This is a genomic window from Natranaerobius thermophilus JW/NM-WN-LF (genome assembly GCF_000020005.1).
Lineage (GTDB): Bacteria > Bacillota > Natranaerobiia > Natranaerobiales > Natranaerobiaceae > Natranaerobius > Natranaerobius thermophilus.
Window position 1 is genome coordinate 2,313,633 of record NC_010718.1, and the last position, 22,465, is coordinate 2,336,097.

Annotated in this window: 16 protein-coding genes, 1 tRNA gene and 1 riboswitch; of the genes, 4 read left to right on the forward strand and 13 right to left on the reverse strand. The window is 38.6% G+C overall.

Annotated elements, in window-relative coordinates:
• Window positions 1-72 precede the first annotated feature (72 nt).
• The 7 genes from NTHER_RS11095 to NTHER_RS11130 all read right to left on the reverse strand — a co-directional run bounded on the left by NTHER_RS11095 (window position 73) and on the right by NTHER_RS11130 (window position 10,997).
• Window positions 73-1,062, reverse strand: coding sequence for a lipoate--protein ligase (locus NTHER_RS11095; protein WP_012448603.1), 990 nt, complete (start codon window positions 1,060-1,062; stop codon window positions 73-75).
• Between the two features lie 591 nt (window positions 1,063-1,653).
• Window positions 1,654-3,081: a group II intron reverse transcriptase/maturase gene (ltrA, locus tag NTHER_RS11100; protein WP_012446632.1), complete on the reverse strand. Its 1,428-nt coding sequence runs from the start codon at window positions 3,079-3,081 to the stop codon at window positions 1,654-1,656.
• A 382-nt stretch (window positions 3,082-3,463) separates the two neighbouring features.
• Entirely contained in the window at window positions 3,464-5,194 is a 1,731-nt protein-coding gene (locus NTHER_RS11110) for a methyl-accepting chemotaxis protein (RefSeq protein ID WP_012448604.1), read from the reverse strand.
• Window positions 5,195-5,366: 172 nt separating this feature from the next.
• Window positions 5,367-5,449, reverse strand: a riboswitch (cyclic di-GMP riboswitch).
• A 56-nt stretch (window positions 5,450-5,505) separates the two neighbouring features.
• Window positions 5,506-7,287, reverse strand: a complete 1,782-nt coding sequence (locus NTHER_RS11115) for a diguanylate cyclase (protein ID WP_012448605.1) — start codon at window positions 7,285-7,287, stop codon at window positions 5,506-5,508.
• A 291-nt stretch (window positions 7,288-7,578) separates the two neighbouring features.
• Window positions 7,579-7,654: transfer RNA gene (locus tag NTHER_RS11120), tRNA-Arg, on the reverse strand.
• An 85-nt stretch (window positions 7,655-7,739) separates the two neighbouring features.
• Window positions 7,740-9,368, reverse strand: a complete 1,629-nt coding sequence (locus NTHER_RS11125; RefSeq protein ID WP_012448606.1) for a DUF885 domain-containing protein — start codon at window positions 9,366-9,368, stop codon at window positions 7,740-7,742.
• Window positions 9,369-9,563: 195 nt separating this feature from the next.
• The gene (locus tag NTHER_RS11130; protein ID WP_012448607.1) at window positions 9,564-10,997 is read right to left on the reverse strand and encodes a hypothetical protein; all 1,434 of its coding nucleotides are present in this window, start codon (window positions 10,995-10,997) and stop codon (window positions 9,564-9,566) included.
• Between the two features lie 147 nt (window positions 10,998-11,144).
• Between NTHER_RS11130 and NTHER_RS11135 the strand changes: the two genes are divergently transcribed.
• Complete coding sequence (locus NTHER_RS11135; RefSeq protein ID WP_012448608.1) at window positions 11,145-11,930, forward strand: hypothetical protein; 786 nt, start codon at window positions 11,145-11,147, stop codon at window positions 11,928-11,930.
• Between the two features lie 32 nt (window positions 11,931-11,962).
• Here the strand turns inward: NTHER_RS11135 and NTHER_RS11140 are convergent, their stop codons facing one another.
• The 6 genes from NTHER_RS11140 to ftsE all read right to left on the reverse strand — a co-directional run bounded on the left by NTHER_RS11140 (window position 11,963) and on the right by ftsE (window position 18,893).
• A complete protein-coding gene (locus NTHER_RS11140; protein ID WP_012448609.1) occupies window positions 11,963-12,889 on the reverse strand; it encodes an MBL fold metallo-hydrolase in 927 nt (308 codons plus the stop codon).
• 52 nt (window positions 12,890-12,941) lie between these two features.
• A complete protein-coding gene (locus NTHER_RS11145) occupies window positions 12,942-14,261 on the reverse strand; it encodes a PDZ domain-containing protein (RefSeq protein WP_012448610.1) in 1,320 nt (439 codons plus the stop codon).
• 215 nt (window positions 14,262-14,476) lie between these two features.
• Window positions 14,477-15,907, reverse strand: a complete 1,431-nt coding sequence (locus NTHER_RS11150) for a S41 family peptidase (protein ID WP_012448611.1) — start codon at window positions 15,905-15,907, stop codon at window positions 14,477-14,479.
• A 135-nt stretch (window positions 15,908-16,042) separates the two neighbouring features.
• Window positions 16,043-17,281 carry a murein hydrolase activator EnvC family protein gene (locus NTHER_RS11155; protein ID WP_012448612.1) on the reverse strand — a complete coding sequence of 413 codons (1,239 nt, stop codon included), beginning with the start codon at window positions 17,279-17,281 and terminating at the stop codon, window positions 16,043-16,045.
• Window positions 17,282-17,335: 54 nt separating this feature from the next.
• On the reverse strand, window positions 17,336-18,226 hold the full coding sequence (gene ftsX, locus NTHER_RS11160; RefSeq protein ID WP_012448613.1) for a permease-like cell division protein FtsX: 891 nt from the start codon (window positions 18,224-18,226) through the stop codon (window positions 17,336-17,338).
• Window positions 18,216-18,893 (reverse strand): cell division ATP-binding protein FtsE, encoded by a 678-nt coding sequence (ftsE, locus tag NTHER_RS11165; protein ID WP_148206929.1) that lies wholly within the window; start codon window positions 18,891-18,893, stop codon window positions 18,216-18,218. The genes ftsX and ftsE overlap by 11 nt, the downstream gene beginning before the upstream one ends.
• 625 nt (window positions 18,894-19,518) lie before the next feature.
• Between ftsE and NTHER_RS11170 the strand changes: the two genes are divergently transcribed.
• The 3 genes from NTHER_RS11170 to NTHER_RS11180 are packed head-to-tail and all read left to right on the forward strand — an operon-like array spanning window position 19,519 to window position 22,465.
• Window positions 19,519-20,505, forward strand: coding sequence for an ABC transporter permease (locus tag NTHER_RS11170; RefSeq protein ID WP_238526158.1), 987 nt, complete (start codon window positions 19,519-19,521; stop codon window positions 20,503-20,505).
• 46 nt (window positions 20,506-20,551) lie between these two features.
• Window positions 20,552-21,424 carry an ABC transporter permease gene (locus NTHER_RS11175; protein ID WP_012448616.1) on the forward strand — a complete coding sequence of 291 codons (873 nt, stop codon included), beginning with the start codon at window positions 20,552-20,554 and terminating at the stop codon, window positions 21,422-21,424.
• Between the two features lie 3 nt (window positions 21,425-21,427).
• Window positions 21,428-22,465 (forward strand): ABC transporter ATP-binding protein, encoded by a 1,038-nt coding sequence (locus NTHER_RS11180; protein ID WP_012448617.1) that lies wholly within the window; start codon window positions 21,428-21,430, stop codon window positions 22,463-22,465.

Genomic DNA, 22,465 nt, shown 5'->3' on the forward strand with positions numbered 1-22,465 from the left:
TCGTACTAATTTAGTTAATTTGCACTTTTTTACTTGACCCGATTTACTTAACCAAAAATATTAGCAAACATATTATGTTGTAATAAATTCTGCAAACTCCTCGGGATCAATCCCTTGAAAATAATCTTCCAAGTCAATCTCTTTCTCTTGTAAAGCCTTTTTTAGGCTTTCTTGTTCATAAGTTTGATTACATAAGAAGTTTTCCAGTTCTTCAAGCTCTCTTCTGGTGAAAAAATCACCGTAAATTTTACAGTCTTTAATTTTACCTTTGCGAACATTTAATTTTACATTGATCAAACCACAGGAGAATTTATCAACTTTACTAATTTCAAAAGCCGGGGACTTACCCCAATTCCATTCCCATTTACTAAATTTATTTTCTGCAGCGTCTTCAATTTTCTTAAGCTCTTCTTGACTTAAGACATATTCCTCAACACCTAAAGTATTAGAAATATATTCTAGAAGATAGTTTTTCAACTCATAAATTGACATATCTTGATCCATATAATCTTTAATGTTTGCCACTCTACTTTTAACTGATTTTACCCCTTTTGACTTAATCTTAAGGTCATTTGCCTTTAGAGCTTTGGTTAAATTGGACATTTCGGAGTTAAATAATAAGGTCCCATGGCTTAATATCCTTCCATTGGCATAATACTGGGCGTTTCCTGAAATTTTCTTGCCGTCTACCAGAATATCATTTCGCCCGGAAAGTTCAGCTTTTACCCCTAGTTCATTAAGGGCCTCTATTATCGGTCTCGTAAATTTCTCAAAATTATTAACATCTTCCTTGTCCGCTTTTTGAACAAAAGAAAAATTCAAATTACCTTCATCATGGTAAACTGCCCCGCCGCCAGAAATTCTTCTAGCCACTATGATATCGTGCTCATCAACAAACTCTTTATTAATTTCTTCAATAGTGTTCTGATACTTACCTACGATAATAGATGGTTTGTGAATGTAAAAAAACAAATAGCTGTCTTCCGGTGCTTCATTTATTAAATATTCCTCAAGAGCAAAGTTGTAATACGGTATGTTCCAGTCCGTTTGTATGTATCTCATTTTTCATCCCTCCAGATCTATGCAAGTTTATTATTACTATTATAATAACATTAATTAGTTCAATGTGTTAACGCTTATCAATCACAAGTTATCTCGGTAAATGAATAGCTTAACAAGTCCACTCATTCTCTTCCATTAAAAAGTTCTGTTTTCATCTAAAGAATACTCAATTGCTTGATCAGATTCCGCGTAAGTCAAACAAAAAAAGCCGAGAATGTGAAAATGCTTCAATTGATAATATTACACTATCATCAACTAAATACAACAGCGCCTATCCAAAATAAAAAGTGCTGTACTCCCTACATATATAAATCATAAGAAGTACAGCCCTTAACCTATCTTTGTTCATCTTTAATTAATATACTTTAATAGTTGTCTTCTACCTACCACTCTTTCCATACCTTTCCTGCCAGATCAGAATGAGGTTTTAAAGTCTGTTTACCTGGTTTATTTTTTATGCAATAGCAAAATCAACTAACCGTTAGCTTTTTTAACTCATTAATACTTAATCGAGTAGGAGGTAGATAATTATTTTATCTACCGACCTCTCACACCACCGAGCAAACCGTTCGGTACACGGCGGTTCCTAGTTTACGCTTTAACTTGTCGATAATATTCCGAAAAGAATAGGAAACCAAATCCTTTGATTACATCATTTCCAAGGGATTTGGATAAGACGGGGCTATTGGAAATTCTCCAGTAGCCCTTTCTTGTGTTTGCATATTCCCATGCTTTGTATTTATTGGCTCCAAAGAACTTGAGCATTTTAAATTTTGTTCTCACTTTCTTCCATTGTTTCCAGTAAATCATGCGAATACGCCTTCTCATCCAACTGTCAGTATTTATTAACAGATTCTTCATATCAGCTGGTTTAAAGTAGTTAACCCAACCCATAATGTATCGGCTAAGTTTCTTTGCTCTGGCTTCGTTGCTTATTCCATAACTTCTAGATGTGAGTTCTTTTATTCTCGTTCTCATCTTTGTAACTGATTTAAGATGAACTCTTAATCTGGCTTTTCCTTTATGTCTGTAAAAGCCAAACCCAAGAAATCTTACCTTTCCTACATAGGCAACTACAGTTTTATCTTTATTTACTTTGAGAAATAGTTTATTTTCGATGAAGGGTAGTATGTTCTTCAAGGTGCGTCCGGCACTTCTTCTGCTTTTACAAAAGATTAGCAGGTCGTCCGCATAGCGGACGAATTCGTGCCCCCTTTTCTCAAGTTCTTTATCCAATTCGTGGAGCATTATGTTACTGAGGATAGGGCTAAGAGGCCCGCCCTGGGGCACGCCAACTTCTGTATCCTTATAGGTGTGTTTGATCATTACTCCTGCTCTTAGATATTTGTTGATAAGAGATATTACTCGACCGTCTTTTATTGTCTTAGATAGCACTTCTATCAATTTGCTCTGGTTTACTGTGTCAAAGTATTTCTCCAAGTCCATATCTACTACATATTTGTATCCTTCATTTATGTTTTGTTGACTTTTCTTAATTGCATCATGAGTACTGCGTCCAGGGCGAAAACCATAGCTGTTATCTGAGAATTGCTCCTCATATATTGGAGATAGTACTTGGGCTATTGCTTGTTGGATTACCCTGTCTACCACTGTAGGTATGCCTAATTTTCTTTTCTTCCCATCTTCTTTAGGTATCTCTACCCTTCTGACGGGATTAGGGCGGTATTTACCGTCCAGGACTCTTTGCCTGAGGTGGTCCCCGTTTTCTTTGAGATATTGTAGAAGTTCATCTACTCCCATCCCATCAATCCCGTGAGAGCCTTTGTTGGATTTTATTTTCTTGAATGCTTTATTCATGTTGTCTCTATCCAAAATTTCCTCTAGCAAATTCCCCTTCGACAAGTTTGCATTGGAGATGTTGTTTTCAGTTATCCTTAAAGAACTGTGCACTCCCGCATATCCTTCGTGTTCCGCACTATTCTTCTGCGGTGAGCCTTCTTTGCAGCTTTCGCCTGTCAGAAGTTGGCGGCACTTCATTCCTTTATTGGTAACAGTCATTTACTGATCTCCTCCTAGGTTCATCCCTTCCTTAATGATGTCGACCTCATCAAGTACTATGGAATCTGCTGACTTCTCATGACAAATCTTATTTCAACCGTGGTTCGAAGTTCATCTTGCCACGTCCATGAGACCTCCCACGGTAAGACGATTAACTTTCATTCCATGTACCCACATCATTTACACTGGTATGTCCGTGTAGTTGATTGGACTTCGTTTTGTATTGCAAACTCATCCCATACCTTATGCCTGATGATGTTCGTGTGCCTTGGGTCGGAATTTTGCCTTAAGCTTCCTTCAGATCCCACCTCACGATGGGCACCCTTGCTCTTGGCTAATGGTTGGTAACTACAAACCCCCATAGTGGACTTACACCACCTAGCTAATCGTCATGCATGGCGCACAATTTAGAAATTTCTTCTTGCATTTCTTCAGCCTGTTTGGCAAGCTGTTCACTGGCTTTAGCTATTTCATCCATACTTGCAGTTTGCTCCTCTACAGAAGAAGAAATTTCTTCAGTACTAGATGAATTCTCTTCAGCAATAGCAGATAAATCTTGTAATGCATCTATAATCTCTTGTTTCTTAGTATCCATTTCCCCTCCCGTATCTTGAAATTCTTCGGTTTTCTGCTTAATTTTTGATATTTTATCAGCAATATCTTGGAATTTATCTTTAGTGTTATCTACATTATTGTGTTGATTAGTTATCAACTCTTTAGTCTCTTCCATGGTATTGACTGTTTCTTCAGATTTTTCTTTTAATTCTTTAACAGCATTTTCTATTTCTTCCGAGTGTTTATTGCTTTGCTCCGCTAGCTTTCTAATCTCATCTGCAACTACAGCAAAACCTTTTCCATCTTCTCCGGCTCTGGCAGCTTCTATGCTTGCATTAAGGGCAAGTAAGTTTGTTTGTTCAGCTATATCTTTAATTGTATCAGTAACAGATTGTATCATGTTAGAACTCTCTTTAGTTTGGTTAACAACGTTATACATTGTATCAGTAGCTTCACTCACCTTTTCTGTTTCTGAAGTGAGACTATTTACTGTCTCTAAACCTTCATCTTTAGATTCAATCACTTCTTGAGTTATATCAATTAATTTTTGTACGTTTTCCTGGTCTGCATCAATAATTTCACCTAATTTTTGGGCACTATCTGAACATTTTTCTGTTTTTTCCGCTTGATTACTCGCTCCACTTGCTATATCTTCTACTGCTTTAGATACTTCGTTAGCAGCGCTGGTATTCTCTTCAGTATTTGCACTCAATTCTTCGGAGGAAGACGCTAACTGTTCACTGGTTTCTTTTATAGTTTTAATTAGTTCAGTGATTTTTGACTGCATTTGAACTAAAGCATTTGTTATAACACCAATTTCGTCTTGTCTTTTTAAATAATCATTAGCTTTATGTTCTTCATCAAAAGTGAAATCATATTCAGCAAGTTTATTAATTAACCCTGTCAAAACACCTATAGGTGCAATAATTTTATTTAGTACGATAACAGAAATGATTAAAAATATTATTACTAACAAACCAGAAAACATGATAAAATAAGTATTACCTTGATTGACAATATTATTGATATCTTCCACCGGTACACCCACAAACAACATTCCAATAGCTTCTCCGTTTTCATTTTCTATTGGGACATATACCGACTCATATGGTTTTCCTAATATTTCAGCTTCCCCTTCATAGTTATCCCCTTGTTCCAATACGGTTTCTGCTACTTGTTCTTCGGATTGAGTACCAACAATTCGTTCTCCGGTTTCGTCTGTAATGCTGGTAGCAACTCTCGTAGCCCCTTTAAATAAAGTGACTACAGCTCCCGTTCTTTCTTCGATATTATCCAAAGTTCCAGTCATTTGTTCTGCAGGTACAGTTCCTTTATATAACTCCTCATCTTGAATATGCCAGTTACCTGAGTACTCCTGTTCTAGTGCATAAAGGCCCATCTCTTGATCTCCTTGTAATTTTGCATTAACTGTTGTGTCTATTACATCTTCAATTATGTAATCATTTAAAAAATTTAAAGCTACTGCAATAATAACTACCATTATGATTACACCCACAACCAACTTATTTCTGATACTATTTACTAAAAACCTTTTCATTCAAATCACCTCCTGTAAAATAACTAGATAAACCATAAACTAAGACATTAGACCATCTTTTAGTTGTAAATTTATTAGATCTATGCACACCTCCTTTTTCCGAGATTCCCTATAAAAACAAACAATATAAAAAATACTGCCCCCAATAAAGAAGCAGTATAGCACCCACTTCCTTGGCGGCCCGACTGTCTTTACAAACTGTAAAGACTCGTAGCTTTGCGCCCCTACCTCACGATAGGTTTGCCCTTGTCAAGGATAAACTGTCAGTTTAAAATTATTTGACTGTAAATATCAATTTCTTGATCACAATATCAGCGTGTCATGATCTTCAAAAAAACTTCTACCAAACCAGGATCGAATTGAGTTCCAGCACATCTTTTAATTTCTGATAGTGCTGTTTGTTGGGAAACAGGTTTTTTATAGGTCCTACCATGAGTCATAGCATCATAAGCATCAACGATCAATAATATCCTTGCCAGTAACGGAATCTCTTCACCCTTTAATCCATTGGGATAGCCGTCGCCATCCCATCTTTCATGGTGAGAATTAATCTCCTCAGCAATGTGACATAAATTGTTTGAGTTTAAAGCTATACGTTTGCCAACTTCAGGATGTTTTTTAATAAGATGCCATTCTTTTTCTGTCAATGGTCCACGTTTTTTTAATATATCAGATGATATAATTACTTTACCTATATCGTGCATTGTCGCCAATAGGGACAGTCTGCATAATTCATCTTCATCTAAACCCAAAGCTTTTCCAAATTCATAACATAGATCTCTCATTCTCTTAGCATGTTCCTCTGTTTCACCACTATTTTCTTTTAATGTTCCTAATAAGATAGATATAATGTCATTTCTGACACTCGAATCTTCAACTAATTTATTCTTATACATTGAATCTTCTGCTTCTTTGAAAATTTCTTTAAAGGGTTTATCTATGTTTTCTTTTGTGGCTGTACCTACTGCAAAGTTTACCTTAATTGATTTTTTAACAATATTTTCACTTACTTCTCTAATCCTTTCCGCTATTTGATTAGCAGCTTGTTTATTTGTTTTTGGTAACAGTATGACAAACTCATCTCCACCCCACCGAGAAATAATATCTTCTTTTCTACAAGCTTTTCTTAAAGCATCAGCTACACGCTTCAAGGCCCTGTCCCCAACTTGATGACCATATGTGTCATTGATTAATTTTAAACCATTTACATCCGCTATAATTATACTGATTGGAAGTTGTGTTTTTACATCAAGTCGTGTTAATTCTTTTTCTAAATAAGCGCGATTATAGAGGCTTGTTAAACTATCATGGATGCTTAAATACCGAATTTCTTCTTCTTTCTTTTTACGTTCAGTTATATCATTGAAGATCACATAATTCCCTACTAACTCCTCTTTTATTTGAACTGGAATTATTTTAAGTAACACATCTACCGGTTTATCTGTTTTACTATAACAAGTTATTTCCGCAGTAATATTAGTTTCTCCATGACTGGTTTGCTCTTTATTCGCTATGTCAATTTTTAATACATCAAATATATTTTTCCATTTAATTTCATAAATACAATATCCAAATAATTCATGGAATTTTTCATTAATATCTATAACTTTATTCTCATTATCTACTTGTATAACTCCATCTGAGGAATTTTTATACAAGGATTCTAACCATTTTTCTGCCTGTTTTCTTTTTGTAATATCTTCATGAGCAACTACTACTTTGCGTTTTAATGAAGTATAAATTGTTTCATAATAAGGAGTTACTCGACAGATAAACCATCGTTCTACATCCGGTGAATGACAGGGATATTCAAATTCAAAATAATCCCTTTCATTGTTCATCACAGAACAAAGGCCATCAATAAAAAAACTGGCACTTTCGCAGCCATTTTCAACAGCTTTATAACACACGGATAAATAATTTATTCCTTGGCCATTTTTTTTTAAATCACCATTATTACGCTTGGCAAAATTTAACCAGGAATCATTAACCTGTTCTATGACTCCATTTTCATCCAAGAGACAAATATTAGCACTTAAAGAATTTAATATTCCTTTTATTTGATTGTGATTATTATTTGAATTAGCTGACATGTAGTAACCCCCTTAACTTAAAAGGATTTTTTTTGTATTTTACTAATTAACTTATAATCTCAAATTGACATTTTTAACTTTTGGTTAATTTTTATATTCTTGTTAATTAATTAACATTCCTGTAGGACTTATGCCCTATATTATTTATGTTTCGTTAAACAAACATCAAAGCGAGCACTTAAAAAACATTATAAATTATTTCAAAAATTACTCCCTCATTTTAAAAATCTCACAAAAACAAAAAAAGCGGGCTCCAAATCCTCGGAACCCGCAACTACATTAACTTTATCATGGTGCGCCTGGCAGGACTCGAACCTGCGGCACCCGGATTAGGAATCCGGTGCTCTGTCCCCTGAGCTACAAGCGCACCTTTTGAATTGCACTGGTCTCCTGACCAACCACAATCTCTTAATTCACATTTCTATTGTACAACAGCACAAGTCAATTATCAACTATAAAATTAACTCTCTAATCAGGGCTGGAGGCAATGTTCCGTAAGATAGCAGCTTATTGTGAAATTCTTTCAGATTGCTGTCACTTCCATGATGTTCCTTGTATTCGTTGATTATTTTCATTATTTCATGTTTACCTATCAAATAACTCATGGGCTGGGTTGGTGATTGTGTATAACGTCTAACCTCTGTAATGGCGCTATCCCTTTCTAGTAAGGCATTGTCAACCATATAATCCACAGCTTCCTGAAAGGACATTTTACCGGTATGCAAACCAGCATCAACTACAATTCTGGATGCTCTCCAGGCCTGGTCTTTCAACCTGTTCAGCTTAGTTTTGGGATCTTGAATGTAGCCCAATTCTTCCATTAGCTCTTCACAGTAAAACGCCCAACCTTCAGCAAATAAAGTGCTATTCGCTAGTTTCTTCACCTTTGACGGTGCTTTATTGGCGTGGCAAAGCTGCAAGTGATGGCCTGGATAAGCTTCGTGAAGTGCTGTTACCGGAACAGAATACCCATTGTGCTCACCCAGTAAAGCCTGTTTTTCTTCTTCAGGCTTGTCGGGATCAACAGGAGTTACCCAGAACCTACCCGTTTGGTCCCTGTCAAAGGGCCCGGGCTGCAAATAAGCAGCGTAAGGTATTAATGGCCTCATATATTCTGGTGTTTCTTCAATAATTAATTCCTCATCTTCGGGAATATCTACAAAATCCCGTTCTTTTACAAATTCCTTCACCTTTTGGCACTCTTGTTTATAGTAATCTAATAATTCCTCTTCAGTAGGACGCTCTTTCTTAGTCTCTTCTATCAACTCCTGCCAATCTTTATCAGGGTCTATTTCTTGCGCCAATCTATGGAGTTCCTTATGAGTTTCTTCAACCAGTTCTTTACCCTTTTCGTATAGGGCATCAGCATCATAATTTAAAAAGTGTGTTTCTTTTAAAAGTTCATCAAAAATTTCTTTTCCTACTGCAAATTCACCGGAAGCTGTTTCAGCTAACCTATCTAAGAAGTCGCCGTACTCATCCAGGGCATTAGCTACATTTTCAGCCTCGGCAATTACATCTTTTTTCATTGATGGTACTTCTTCTGCTATTTGTGGAATCACATCACCGAAGAAACTTTTAGCTCCTCTAAGATTTAACTGGGCCGTTTCCACAAATACAGAAGGCGGATTGGTAATTTGCTCTCTCCCTGCTTCTAATAGATCAGGGATCTGTTTCATCCTGGAGTGAATATCCTGCATTCGATCTTCTAAAGGTTTATATTCTCTGATCAATAATAGATACACACTTTGAATAGCCAAACTCACGTAACTGCTAGGATCCTTTTCATGATTTTTAATTTTTTCGATATCTCGTACTATATCTTTTAGCATAGCGTCCAAGAGCTTGTAATCAACCAACTTTTCTTTCGGTAGCATATCTTCTGATACCACACCCAATTTTAAAAGATAATCCTTGGCCTGCTCTAGTAATTCTTGTGTAGCTTCTTGGCTTTTGTCTTCTAGCTTGTGATCATAGCCCTGAATTCCAACAAAGGTAGCCATTGTTGGATTTTGCTTAAATAACCAGTCCAGTATCTCTTCAGTTAGTTCTTCCAACCTGTTCACTTCAGAAGGTACCATTTAAATCCCCCCATTTTCAATTAAATTTAGGAGTCAATGGTTCGTGTTCATTATAATGTTGGAGCATTAGCAGTAATTGATATATCGACCACTTTATGATATTAAAGTAATTAAAAGACAATCACCCTTATATATTATATATTCTTGAATAAAATCCATTATCCTGTTAATTTTTGAAAAATTCCCCAAATTTAATTATACCACTACCCAGTATGTCAAGGCAAGTAAGCCTATAATCAACACATAGATCCCAAATAATCCGTTCCAAACAACTCCTACTTTAAAAGGAGTTCTATGTACCAGTTCAGCCGTAATTAAAGTAGCTGCAGAAAAGGGGGATATCAGTAACGCCAGGGCACCGCCTAAAACAAAAGCAAAACCCAAATACGAAACTGGTACAGCATTACCCAAAGCCCCTAAACCTTCACCCAGAACCGTTATGGTTATTAGAGGATGAATACCGGTAATAGCCAGTAAGATAATTAGGACTGGAATAAGGTAAAGTATCCCTACGGTACCTGTGCCGCTAATTATAATCTCTAAAAAATTGGCCATTAACTGATCACTTTCCCCAATGGCCCCGGCAAAAAAACCAGCACCGAGAAATAAAACAACCTGCTGACCGTAATTTGGCAGTGAGTCATAAAATAATTCTTTAGATTTGATATAAAATGCCCTACCTTGATTAAGGGCCAAACTCCAGCCCCCAGCAAATATAATCGCTACTACTATAACCAGGTCCAGCATTCCAAAGGGAAGCAGTGCTTCTAGAAATACCAATATTAATATAAGAGAAAATAATATAATTATTAACTTTTTAATTAGAGAAGATGCAAAAATTGATAATGTACCTTGTTGACTTTCAGATTCGAATTGATAGCTTGCTAAATGAGAAGCCTGGGATTCTGTTATGGTATTGGATGTTTCAGTAGATCTACCGGGTCGATATATAATCAAAGCCAATAAAAGCCCCAAAATACTCACTACAATACAAGGAAAAAATACATTTGCCCAGCTAGCACCCGAGGCATCTAAAGATACCGCCATCAGTGGTGAGGCAGGTGTCCACAACAAGGCCAGGAACAGTCCCCGCTTGATAGCCATTGACAGGAATTTTTCGGGAGTTCGGCTAACACTCCTGACAGCACGCTCAATGGTATAATATACGACAGGTACACTGGCCACCACAATTGAGACACCAATCATATACGCTATCACTGTCGCAATAATATATAAGAAACCTTCCCCTTTAATTTCCCGGTTGACAAAGCTTTTGATTTCACTGGAATAACCACCTAAATCCATGGGAATACCCAGAACTTTGATTAATGTAACCATAGTTAAAATATTGGCCATTCTGCGCAATGAACTAAAATAACTGACTAAGGGAGCACCTTCTCCCAATAATACTAATATCCCTAAGACAATAAAGCTAAGGGATAAACCCAGGGTAATTCCCCGCACAGATGGCAAAAAGATAATCAAAGCAAATAAACAAAAAGCGGATGTTAATATATGAAGTTCGGGATAGACGAAAACTCCCCCGATATATGTAGTAATAATTCCCAGATATAGAATTCTCTTTAAATGTTCAATAGTTTTATTGTACTTTGTCAAGATTCCTCGCATTTGTTAGTCCCTTCCTTTGATTTGTAGATAGTTGCAGGAAAACAGTAAAACTGTCGCCAAATCATTATTTAAGATATATATCAGTATTTATCTTTATCCATCCCAAATTATAGTTTACCATAATTTAGAATCAAGGAGGTATCTTAATTGAAAAGTTTATTCACTTTAAAATCTCATGAGTCAAAACGGCTGATTGCCAAAGGAGTCTCACAACTTCCAGAGTTGAACCAGGCCTTAAAAGAAGGAAAGATTGCCCTTGCCGGGGGCACTACTAATGGCTATATAGCAGAAGAACTAACAGGGCAACAATTAGAAAAAGGTTTCTATACTGCAGGAATTATCACAGAGGGAGTTCAATGTACCACTTCAGGTCATGAACGCCTATCCCCCATGCTCCTTAATAATGGAAAAGTGACCCAAGAAAACCTGATGGATGCCGTCAAGGGATTCACGGGAAATGATGTCTTTATCAAAGGAGCCAATGCCCTAGACCCCGATTACAATGCTGGAGTGCTCTTGGGCAGTGATGTAGGGGGCACAATGAGTATCTACCCTCTATTAACTGCCAGAGGCTGTCACTTAATCATTCCGGTAGGTAGGGAAAAACTGATCCCTTCCGTACCCGAAGCGTCCGAATCCCTTGGAATTGATACTATCGATAAAAGAATCGGTATGGCTTGCGGCATGCTAGCAATTACTAACGGCAAAGTTATTACAGAGGTAGAAGCTCTAGAACTATTATTTGATGTCAAGGCCACCCATGTAGCTTCTGGAGGAATCCATGGGTCGGAAGGTGCCTGTACTTTCACTATTGAAGGTGAAGAGGATCAGATTGAAAAGGCCTTTAACCTAATTAAAGAGTTAAAAAAAGAACCTGCCCTAGCAGGTGAAAGAAAGGAATGTTCCCAGTGCGGTTCACCCTGTGACAGGTAGAAGATTAATTAAAGACTATCCTTAATCACTTATTATAAACTATCATAAACTAAATTTCCTTCACAAACATAGGACTCAATTTTTTCCTTATCTTCTAAATATGCCAGCATAGCTGTGACTGCAGTTCGGAATAACAAATACAGGCTTTTATCCAACTGCTGACAACCGCGCTCTACTAATATTTTAGCCAAAATCTCTTCTCCGGTCATGGACTCTCCATGTTTTTTAATTAGATCCATCACCTGTTCCAGGTTTTGTGATAGAACTTTCCGGTACTGGGAAATTGCCTGGGATAGTTCTTCTCCAGTAGCTAAAACTGGGCCATGGCCGGGGACAATATGTTTATCATGAATATTTTCAACGGATTCTAGACTGTTAAAAACCTGCTCTAAATTGACATTAAAAGGTAAGTGTTTATGCTTTTCCAGGACCTGAGGAGTAAATAAGGCATCACCTATAAAAGCTACTCCTCCATGGCTAATCCCAATTTGTCCTTCAGTATGACCTGGCAAAGAAATCACTTGAAAGTCAATGCCGTAATACTCCTCCCACTGCCACTCGGCAGTAACTTCCAACACGTGATCAACTTGGGCCGATTGAGCCCACACAAATTTATTACGCAAATATTCTGGAGGATGTACTCCTCCAAAAAGTCCGTAGGGCATTAATACAGGATGACGGACCCAGGCTTTTTCAAAAGGAGGAGCCAATACCTGAACACCCTGCTTCTGTAACCAGTGATGACCTCCGCAGTGATCGGCATGGGCGTGGGTAGTAAGTACTCCCTTAACTTCTACATTTAACTCTTTACTGGCCTGGCGGTATACTTTTCTCGCTTGAGAATCATCGAGACCACTATCCACCATTATGCCAGTTTGTTCGTTTTTATTGATAATCAAGCCTGTATTTGTCGGAGCCTGATAAACATAAACCCTTTCCGGTACCAGTTCATTGAGCACCTTTATCTCCTCCAGTCTTTAAACAAATCGTCGACAACAAACAAAACCAATTTTATCCATTTTTCTTTTTACTTTTACCCAATAGCTTTCTTAATAATCCTTCAAATCTATTTTTGCCCCCTGGATTTATATACCTGTTACCATGACCATCGGTTTCTGGTGACAATATCAGTCCCAAATGAGTACTGTGCTCATACAGAGGGGCTTTTACAAATTTTTGTTCACCATCCAGAGTTTCCACATTCATCCGTACATAGGGTTGACTTTGATAGAGATTTGTCAATAAGTCCTGCTTATTGGAGACGGGAATATTATTAATACTTAAAATCACGTCTCCAGATTTCAGCCCCATGTGTTGACCTACACTATTAGGGAGTACATCTAGGACTTTAATACCTCGATCATGTTGTGAATAAAGGGGTTTACGAGAAAACTCCCGGGAGTTACCGACAATAATAATGGCTTCATGTCCTAAAGGTAGCAGCAATACCGCCAACCAGGTTAGGGGACCGTAATAAGAGGATATTACAGCCAGTACTAATAAAGTAATGCTGTACAATGCCAGGTTAAAGGCGGAACTCTTACTCTTGGCCTTGGGATTGCTGGATATGGCCATATCTCCATATCCCAATCCAACAACAACAGGTAAAAATTGATACATCATTTGATATCCCTCAGGAGCAGTAATGGTAGAACCCACGATAGGCCACCAATCGGGCATGGACATGGCAAAGTCAATATTAGCTTCTGGATAATACCAGCCGATTATCCCCATAACCGGAAGAGGCCAAAATTTTTGCAGGCTGAACCCTCCGACGATCCCTTCCTGTTCGTGTCTGACATAAATAGGACTTGGACTTATATGTCCACTGACCAAAATCAAAAAACTTTCTGTTAAGTGAAGAATTGCTACTAAAGTGACCAGTGCGGGTACATTGATTCTGACTAGATCATTGACAATCCAAAACTCTAAAATCTCCGGATAATATTGAGCAAGTTGGGACAGTATCAAGCTGATTAAGCCGATAACACCCCCGCCATAGGCAAAACACATATATCTTGGATGAAAAAGTAAGAGTATAATTACCATGGCCCATACATAGGGGATTCCCAACTCAATCAAGTTAACTCCGAAAAAGATTAATATAATACTGGCAAATAAACCCGCAATAATTCCCAAACCTATGGAGTAAAGAGTTAATTTCACGGGACTGTTTTTTATTCTCCCAAACAATTTTTGTTCCATCTTGACTGAACGCCGATACTGGCGAAATACCAACAGTGTAACTAGAATATAAAGTACCGGCAGATGAGGCATCACTAAACTTTGTCCAAGGAGTTGTAGTAATGTTATCAAGTTAAAATCCTGCATTTTATTCAACCTCTCTTATCTCAACATTATTTCCCGGGCAATTAAACTTCCAGCACCCGCTAACCAAAAAAAGACACATTTATACCATGTATATCCATAATTTCGTCTATTAATGCCAGTTTTCCTGCTAATTCTCAACTATCTACTAAAATAATCAAAAAGCCGGCATCTAAGCCGACTTTTTGAATTAAATTATATATACTTACTTTCCTCTATTATTCAGTTACTTTTTCAAGTAATATTTCTAGACCGCGCTCTAGCTTTTCGTCATCTTCTTCCAAGTATTCCTCAATCATATCATGGAATTCACGAATCACCATATCTTCCATTTCACCTGTAGCTGATATACCACGGGCCTGCTGGAATTTTTCTAGAGCATCTCTGGTGTGTTCATCGAATTCACCAGTAACTTCTTCAGTAAAGTAGTCAAGTTCTTTGAGAATTGATTGTAAGGTTTCAACTTCTTCTCCTTCATCCCCCATGGATAGATCAGTACTAATAGGCTGTCGCGTTAGTTCCAAAATTTTAGGTGGGTCTATCTCTACATCAGGGTTGAGGCCTTCCTCATGGATATCCCGACCATCGGGTGTTTGATATTTGGCCATGGTATATTGAAGGGCACCGCCATGAGCTAAAGGTTCCACATTTTGCACTGATGCTTTTCCAAAAGTTGTTGAACCGGCAATGGTAGCAGTTTCAGTATCCTGCAGGGCACCTGCCAAGATTTCAGAAGCACTGGCACTGTTTTGGTTTACCAAAACCACCATAGGATAATCTACACCGTCACCAAAAGATTCATGGGTTTCTAATGTATCTTGACGTCCTACCACATGGACTATTGGACCTGCGGGAACTATTTCCTGTCCCACTTCTATAGCGGCATTAAGTAAACCACCTGGATTATCCCGTAAGTCTAGAACTAGCCCTTCCATATCTCCCTGTTCAAGCTCCGTAATGGCTTCACTGAATTCCTCCCCTGTGGTTTGAGAAAAGTTAGTGATCTCTATATAACCTAGATCATTTTCTTTCATTTCATGGTTAACTGTTTCAATCTCAATATCCTGTCTTGTAATTTCAAACTCCATGTTTTCATCCAAGCCAGGTCGTTCAATCTCTATTTCAACTGTAGAGCCTGGTTCTCCTCGCATTTTATCTACTGCATCTTGTAGGTCTATTCCGACAATGTCATCTCCATCAATGGATATAATTCGGTCACCGGACCGCAATCCTTTTTCTTCACCTGGTGTACCAGAAATAGGTGCAACAATTGTCACATAATCTTCATCCATAAAGACTTCAATTCCGATACCGCCATAACTCCCTTCAGTTCGAACCATTAAATCTTGATAATCTCTAGGAGTTAAATAGTTAGTCTGGGGATCATCCAAAGTTTCTAGCATGCCTTCTAGGGCACCTTCCATTAATTCTCCCCGATCTACCTCTTCCAGGTATTTATTCTCTAAAATGCCAAGTACATCTTCTAATAATTCCAAATCACCTTCTGAGTCAAATTCCTCGAAGATATCTGCATTCTCTTTGACCTGACTCTGAGTATTATCTTCCATAAAAGCACTAGCACCCATAAATGTTACCAGGTTAGTAAATATTAACAAAAATACAATCAGTAAAATTGTCCGTATGCGCAAGTATATCAGCCCCCGCTTCCAGTTATTGTCTGAATAATCTTACAATACTCAAAAAGTCGGCCTTAAAAGCCGACTTTTGAGTTTATAAATTTATTTTATCATAAACCAGCTTGATTTGTCATGTTATAAGTTAACTTAATTCAGATACTCCAAGGGGTTCTGAGGATTATCATTTTTCCGCACCTCAAAGTGGAGATGTGGTCCTGTACTGCTGCCTGTAGAACCTATTAAACCAACAGGTTGTCCACGAGATACTTCTTCCCCTTCGGATACGAGGATGGAATTAAGATGTGCATACCAAGTTGAGTATCCCCCACCGTGATCGACAATTACAATACGGCCATAACCCGAATTTAGAGATCCCATAATACCTGCATATATTACTACACCTGAATCAGCTGATACTGCATTAACCGGATTCCCCTGATACTGATTAGAGCCCGGCCAGCGATGATGAGCAATTCCAATGTCTAAACCGCTGTGGAAACTTTCACGTCCGGTAATAGGATGGGTCCTATTTCCAAAGGGTGATGTGATATAGTTTCTACCAAAATCAGGCACAGGCCATTCTATAGGTGTAACCATTTCGCCTGACTGGCTTTGTAAATCCCGAATAGCCTCTAATAACTGATCGGCTTCATTTTCTTTTTGTCTTAATAGCTCCTGTTCCTGTTCTCGCTGTTCTTCCAATTCCGCGTGAAGCCTCTGTTGTTCCTGACGATTCTGCTCAATCTCCTGTTTTTTCTCTTCAGCTTCTGCGTACAATGTTTGTAGATCTTCCTTCTGTTCTTCCAATTCTTCTTTTTTGGCCTGAATCCGATCTCGTTCTTCTTCAACCTCAGCAATTAATTCTAAATCCTTATCTACTATTGACTGCACATAAGTCAGCCTGGATAGGAAGTCAATAAAATCCTGGGCTTCAAAAAGTACTTCTAAGTAGGAAACATTACCCTGTTTATATGTAGCCCTCATCCTGGTACCCAGGAACTCTTCCTTTTCTTCCAATTCTTCTTCCGCCTGTTCCAGCTCCTCGGTGGTTTTTTCAATTTGATCCTCTGTTTCACCAATTTCGTTATCTAATTCAATGAGCTCTTGTTCTTGCTGGCTCAATCTGTAATCGATTTCCTGAATCCGTTGAACGACTTCACGCTCCTGTTGTTGTAAATGCTCAATATTTTCTTCTAGCTCATCCATTTCACTTTCTAGGCTCTGTCGTTCTTGTTCTATTTCCTGAATCTTTTCCTGAATATCCTCATCTTCTGAAGAAGCTTCTGTAATTACTATATTAGTTAGTATAAATACAGCAATCAGGGAAAAGAATATAAACTGTCTGTCCCTACGATGTTTGATGCTACTGCATTTAAAATTATTCACCCCGGCGTGCCCCCTTTACTTTCCCGCTTTTTTGATAAGCTGATTGTATGATTTTTAAACTCGCAAAAATCGCCTTAAAGATGCAATACTACCTAAAGCTCCCAAAAAGGTCCCTAGAAGGATCAAGGCAATATCCATACTTTCAAAAATAGCCTCTGGTGGTTGTAAATTGATAAAACCGGCATTGCTGTAAACCCATTCGCTCAAGTAACTGTAACCATATCTCAAAATCACTACTGGTATGGCAGAACCTAAAAACCCAAGCAATAAACCTTCTAGAAGGAACGGCCACCTGATAAACCAATTGGTAGCTCCTACCAGCTTCATTATCTTAATCTCTTCACTACGGGCATAAACAGTTAACTTAATAGTATTAGAAATCAAGAAAGTTGCTGTAAAAGCCAATGCCAGCATAAGCCCAAAGGCAACATAGCGAATGATACCCGTAACTTCAAAAAGGGTTTCGACCACTTCACTGCCGTAATCCACCATATCGACTCCGGAAATCTGTGAAATTTCATCTGCTACCCGAGGTACATCTTCAGGATATACAGTATTAACCTCAAACATATCAGGTAAAGGATTTTGATCCGGTTCGTCATAATAACCTTGGACAGCCGATTCGCCCATCTGTTCCTTCATCCGGTCCAAACCTTCCTCTTGAGAAACAAATTTAACCTTTTCCACACCGGATATTTTTATAAGGCTTGTCCTAATATCGTCATGATCTCGAGAAGACAGATCATCTTCTAGCCATACAGCTATTTCAACTTGTCCTCGAACTTCTTCAGTAATGTACTCCACATTTTGGTTAATTATCATAAAGACACCCAGCATCAATAGGGTGACTGTAACTACCCCTATGGAAGCCAAGCTCATCCAACCATTTCGAAACACACTTTTAAAGGCCTCACTGAAAAAGTAGGCCCAGCTTCTAAACTTCATAACCATAACCACCCCTTACCATATCCCGGACTATTTGGCCGTCGTCGATTCTAACTACTCGTTGTTTTAACCGATCTACAATTTCACGGTCGTGAGTCGCCATTATTACTGTAGTTCCTTGTAAATTAATTTTTTGAAGCAGTTCCATAATCTCTTGAGAGGTTTCGGGATCTAAATTACCCGTGGGTTCATCTGTTATTAACAGAGATGGTTGGTTTACCAAAGCACGAGCTATGGCAGCCCTCTGTTTTTCACCACCGGACAGCTTGGACACAATGTAGTCTTTTCGGTGACTCAAGCCCACCATATCCAGCAGTTTCGGAACCTTTGTCTTGATATCCCGGGGAGCTGCTTCTACCACCCTCATGGCAAAGGCTACATTTTCGGAAACTGTCCTATCAGGTAATAGATGATAATCCTGAAAAACTACACCAATAGAACGCCGTAAACGGGGAATTTGTCGTCGCTTCATTTTAGTAACGTCCCAACCATTGACAACAACTCTACCCGTTGATGGTAAAACTTCCCGATATAGCATTTTGATAAAAGTGGATTTCCCAGCCCCACTGGGGCCTACAATAAATACGAACTCACCTTTATCTATTTTTATATTAATATCCTTTAATGCTTCTACATTTTTGTCGTAATACTTGCTCACTCCAAACATTTCTATCAAAGTTCATCCACTCCCGCCTGTCAGTTTTTCGTTGGATCATGTCAGTTTTATATACTATTAGGTGATAGTTGACTTGTAAAGTCAAAAGATCAAGAAACATCTCGGGATAACATTTCGACAGTTTGTCTTCAAATCCTTTTTTTATCGCTAATTTCCAAAAAAAAGAAATCATATAAAACAATTGTCTAAATATTTAAACTTAAACTTTATCCCTTGACTTTGTTAAAGCCTGTGGTCTATAATACTAAATAATATATTAAGCCAAGGCCTACACAGCCCTTCATAATGGCATATTTAGGGATTGCAACTAAATTATGCTAAAATTGTCAACCAGCTAGTCACAACAAAATCTTTTAAAATTGTATGGGAGTGTACCTAGGGTTCCGGCCAGACGTGTTCTGGTGCCTGGTCCAAGTGGTACAAGACATCATATTGAAGATGTCACACCGTGAGGATAAAAGCCTTCGGCGGTAGGTTCCATTAAATGGACCCGACTGTCGAAGGCTTTTTGTATTAGTCTAACGGATTAACGTTATAAAGTGTTAGTGAGTTAAACTGTTACTTGACTAAATGATTAAGGGAAGGGACTAGGCTAAATCTAAAATCAATAAAGGTGGTGAATTTCTTGGGTACACAGCAATTTATACTCAGGCGATTAATTCAAATGATTATCAGCATTTTTGTAGTGGCAACTGTAATCTTTTTCATGTTCAGATTGCTTCCCGGTGACCCAACTACGGCAATGATAGAACCAGGTTGGTCCCAGGAAGCAACCCAAATGTTAATTGAGCGCTTTGGGCTGGACAGGCCACTACACGAACAGTATTTTCATTATTTAGTAAACCTGTTTCAATTGGATTTTGGGTATTCATTCCATTATTCCTCACCAGTAAGTTCTGTTATTGGCGCAAAAATTGGAAACACCTTGATCCTAATGCTATCGGCTATGATTGTAGCTTATGTCATTGGAATCCTTGGTGGAGTACTCATGGCCTGGTATCGAGGGTCTAAACTAGAAACATTCGGTATCAGTGCAGCTTTAATTTTCAGGGCCTTACCACCCTTTTTCGTTGGAATGCTTTTTATTATGTTATTTAGTTTTCATTTAGGATGGCTTCCCCACTCGGGAATGAGAACAGCTGGCTACGTAGCCGAAGGAGCTTTAGACAGATTTTTTAACTTGGACTTTTTACGTCACTTAATATTACCTATGACAGTCTCGGCTCTATATTTTCTTGCCCAACCCCTATTGATAATGAGAAATACCATGATGGAAGTGATGGGAGAAGATTTTGTGGAAATGGCCGACGCTAAGGGATTAAAAAAAGTTAGGATTATGTACGTCCATGCCGCGCGAAATGCGTTACTACCTGTTGTAACTCAGGGAGCATTATTCTTGGGAATGGCCGTAGGAGGTCAGGTGTTAATCGAATACGTATTTGGCTGGCCCGGTCTGGGAGAAGAAATTGTCCTGGCAGCTCAAAGGCACGACTATCCAGTAGCCCAGGCATCCTTTTTAATGATGGCCAGTTTGGTTATGCTTATGAACTTCCTAGCTGATCTGTTGTACGGCTACCTAGATCCAAGGGTTGTTTACAATTAAAACATCAAATAAAAACAGATATTTTTAAAAGCGAGGTGACAGACAATTGGATACGCTGTTAAAGTTTTTCAGATCAGCATATGACATACTTTCTAAAGACAAAATTTCCTTTGTGGGAATCGGCATGTTAATATTTTTTATCTTAATAGCTGCTTTCGCCCCTATTTTAGCCCCACATGACACCGATGAAATGCACAGAGATTCAGAAGGGGAAATTAGAAGGGTCGAAGGCCCATCCAGGGAACATCCCTTGGGTACAACCAATTACGGACGAGATGTAATGAGTCAGTTGATTATGGGATCTAGAATTGCATTGGTTGTCGGTATCTTGGCTGCATTTTTTGTAACAATTATTGGAACCCACGTGGGATTATTCGCCGGTTATTATGGAGGCTGGGTGGACAACCTGCTCATGAGGATAGTAGATATTATGTATGCCATACCTTTTATCCCCTTTGTCATCATATTGGTGGCACTTTTGGAACCTAGCCTGGGGAATATTATTTTAGCTATTTCTCTTCTGACCTGGAGAACAGTAGCCAGGATCATTCGTTCTCAGGTGTTAACAGTGGTACAGCGCCCCTATGTCAAGGCAGCCAGGGTAGCAGGAGCCAGCAATCTTCGCATTATATATTTGTATATCTTACCAAATGTACTGCCCCTGGTACTTTTAGAAATGTCACTAATGATGGCCTGGGCTATACTGGCAGAAGCCAGTGTCAGCTTTATCGGTTTCGGAGATCCCGACTCCATCAGCTGGGGCCAAATGCTTCAAAATGCCTTTGTATCAGGCGCGGTTAGAAGGGCCTGGTGGTGGGTAATTCCACCGGGAGTTGCAATTTCCCTGACCCTACTGGCAGTTTTCTTTGCATCCCGGGCTCTAGAAGTTGCAGTCAATCCCAGGTTAAGGAGGCGATAAATTATGTCACTATTAGAAGTAAAAAATCTCAAAATTTATTACGACACTAAAGGCAGCGATTTAAAAGCTGTAGACGATATAAGCTTTGATATCCCAGAAGGTGAAAACCTGGGACTGGTGGGAGAAAGTGGTTGTGGTAAAACTACGGCTGCCAAATCCATCATCCGTCTGCTACCCAAAAATGGACGAATAGCAGGTGGTTCCATTAATTATAAAGGTCAAAACTTGGCCGCCATGACAACAGAAGAAATCAGAAAAACACGCTGGAAAGAAATTTCGATGATATCTCAAAGTGCCATGAGTGCTTTAAATCCAGTATACAAAGTAGGCGATCAGATTGTAGAAGCCATTAGGGCCCACGAAAAAATGCCCAAAAAAGAAGCTATGAACCGAGCAGAAGAACTCTTTGACATTGTAGGGCTGGAAAAAAAGCGTTTATCAGCCTATCCCCATCAAATGAGCGGAGGGATGAAACAAAGAGCGATTATAGCCATGGCACTTTGTCTCGATCCCGGTTTAATTATTGCCGATGAACCGACTACAGCCCTGGACGTAGTTGTTCAGGACCGGATACTAAATAAAATTGTGGAAATCCAGAAGAGCCACGGAAGTTCCATGGTATTTATCACCCACGACATCTCTGTGGTAGCTGAAACTTGTGAACGTACTTGTGTCATGTATGCCGGTAAAATCATGGAACTGGGGCCTACTTCCAAGATCTTTAAAGATCCCAGGCATCCATACACCATGGGACTTCAAAATGCTTTTCCCAGCATTCAATTAGATCAAAAAGAACTGATCTCAATCCCTGGTTTCCCACCAAATCTGGTGGAACCACCTGCTGGTTGCATGTTTTATGACCGCTGCCCCTTCTGTGATGAAAAATGTGAAACGGAAGAACCCGAGACGGTACAAGTGGAAAAAGGCCATTATGTATCATGCCATTATGCAGAATATTACCAGCAATTCCGCGACAGAGCCAGTCAAAAGACAACTTGGGATGAAGTCAAAATCAGACAGCAGAAAAAGGGGGTAGTCTGA

Coding starts and splice junctions, on each gene's coding strand:
- NTHER_RS11130 (WP_012448607.1), bottom strand. CDS start 10,997: ATGCGAGGAATCTTGACAAAGTACAATAAAACTATTGAACATTTAAAG.
- NTHER_RS11145 (WP_012448610.1), bottom strand. CDS start 14,261: ATGCAGGATTTTAACTTGATAACATTACTACAACTCCTTGGACAAAGT.
- NTHER_RS11095 (WP_012448603.1), bottom strand. CDS start 1,062: ATGAGATACATACAAACGGACTGGAACATACCGTATTACAACTTTGCT.
- ltrA (WP_012446632.1), bottom strand. CDS start 3,081: ATGACTGTTACCAATAAAGGAATGAAGTGCCGCCAACTTCTGACAGGC.
- NTHER_RS11180 (WP_012448617.1), top strand. CDS start 21,428: ATGTCACTATTAGAAGTAAAAAATCTCAAAATTTATTACGACACTAAA.
- ftsX (WP_012448613.1), bottom strand. CDS start 18,226: ATGAAGTTTAGAAGCTGGGCCTACTTTTTCAGTGAGGCCTTTAAAAGT.
- NTHER_RS11115 (WP_012448605.1), bottom strand. CDS start 7,287: ATGTCAGCTAATTCAAATAATAATCACAATCAAATAAAAGGAATATTA.
- NTHER_RS11110 (WP_012448604.1), bottom strand. CDS start 5,194: ATGAAAAGGTTTTTAGTAAATAGTATCAGAAATAAGTTGGTTGTGGGT.
- ftsE (WP_148206929.1), bottom strand. CDS start 18,893: ATGTTTGGAGTGAGCAAGTATTACGACAAAAATGTAGAAGCATTAAAG.
- NTHER_RS11125 (WP_012448606.1), bottom strand. CDS start 9,368: ATGGTACCTTCTGAAGTGAACAGGTTGGAAGAACTAACTGAAGAGATA.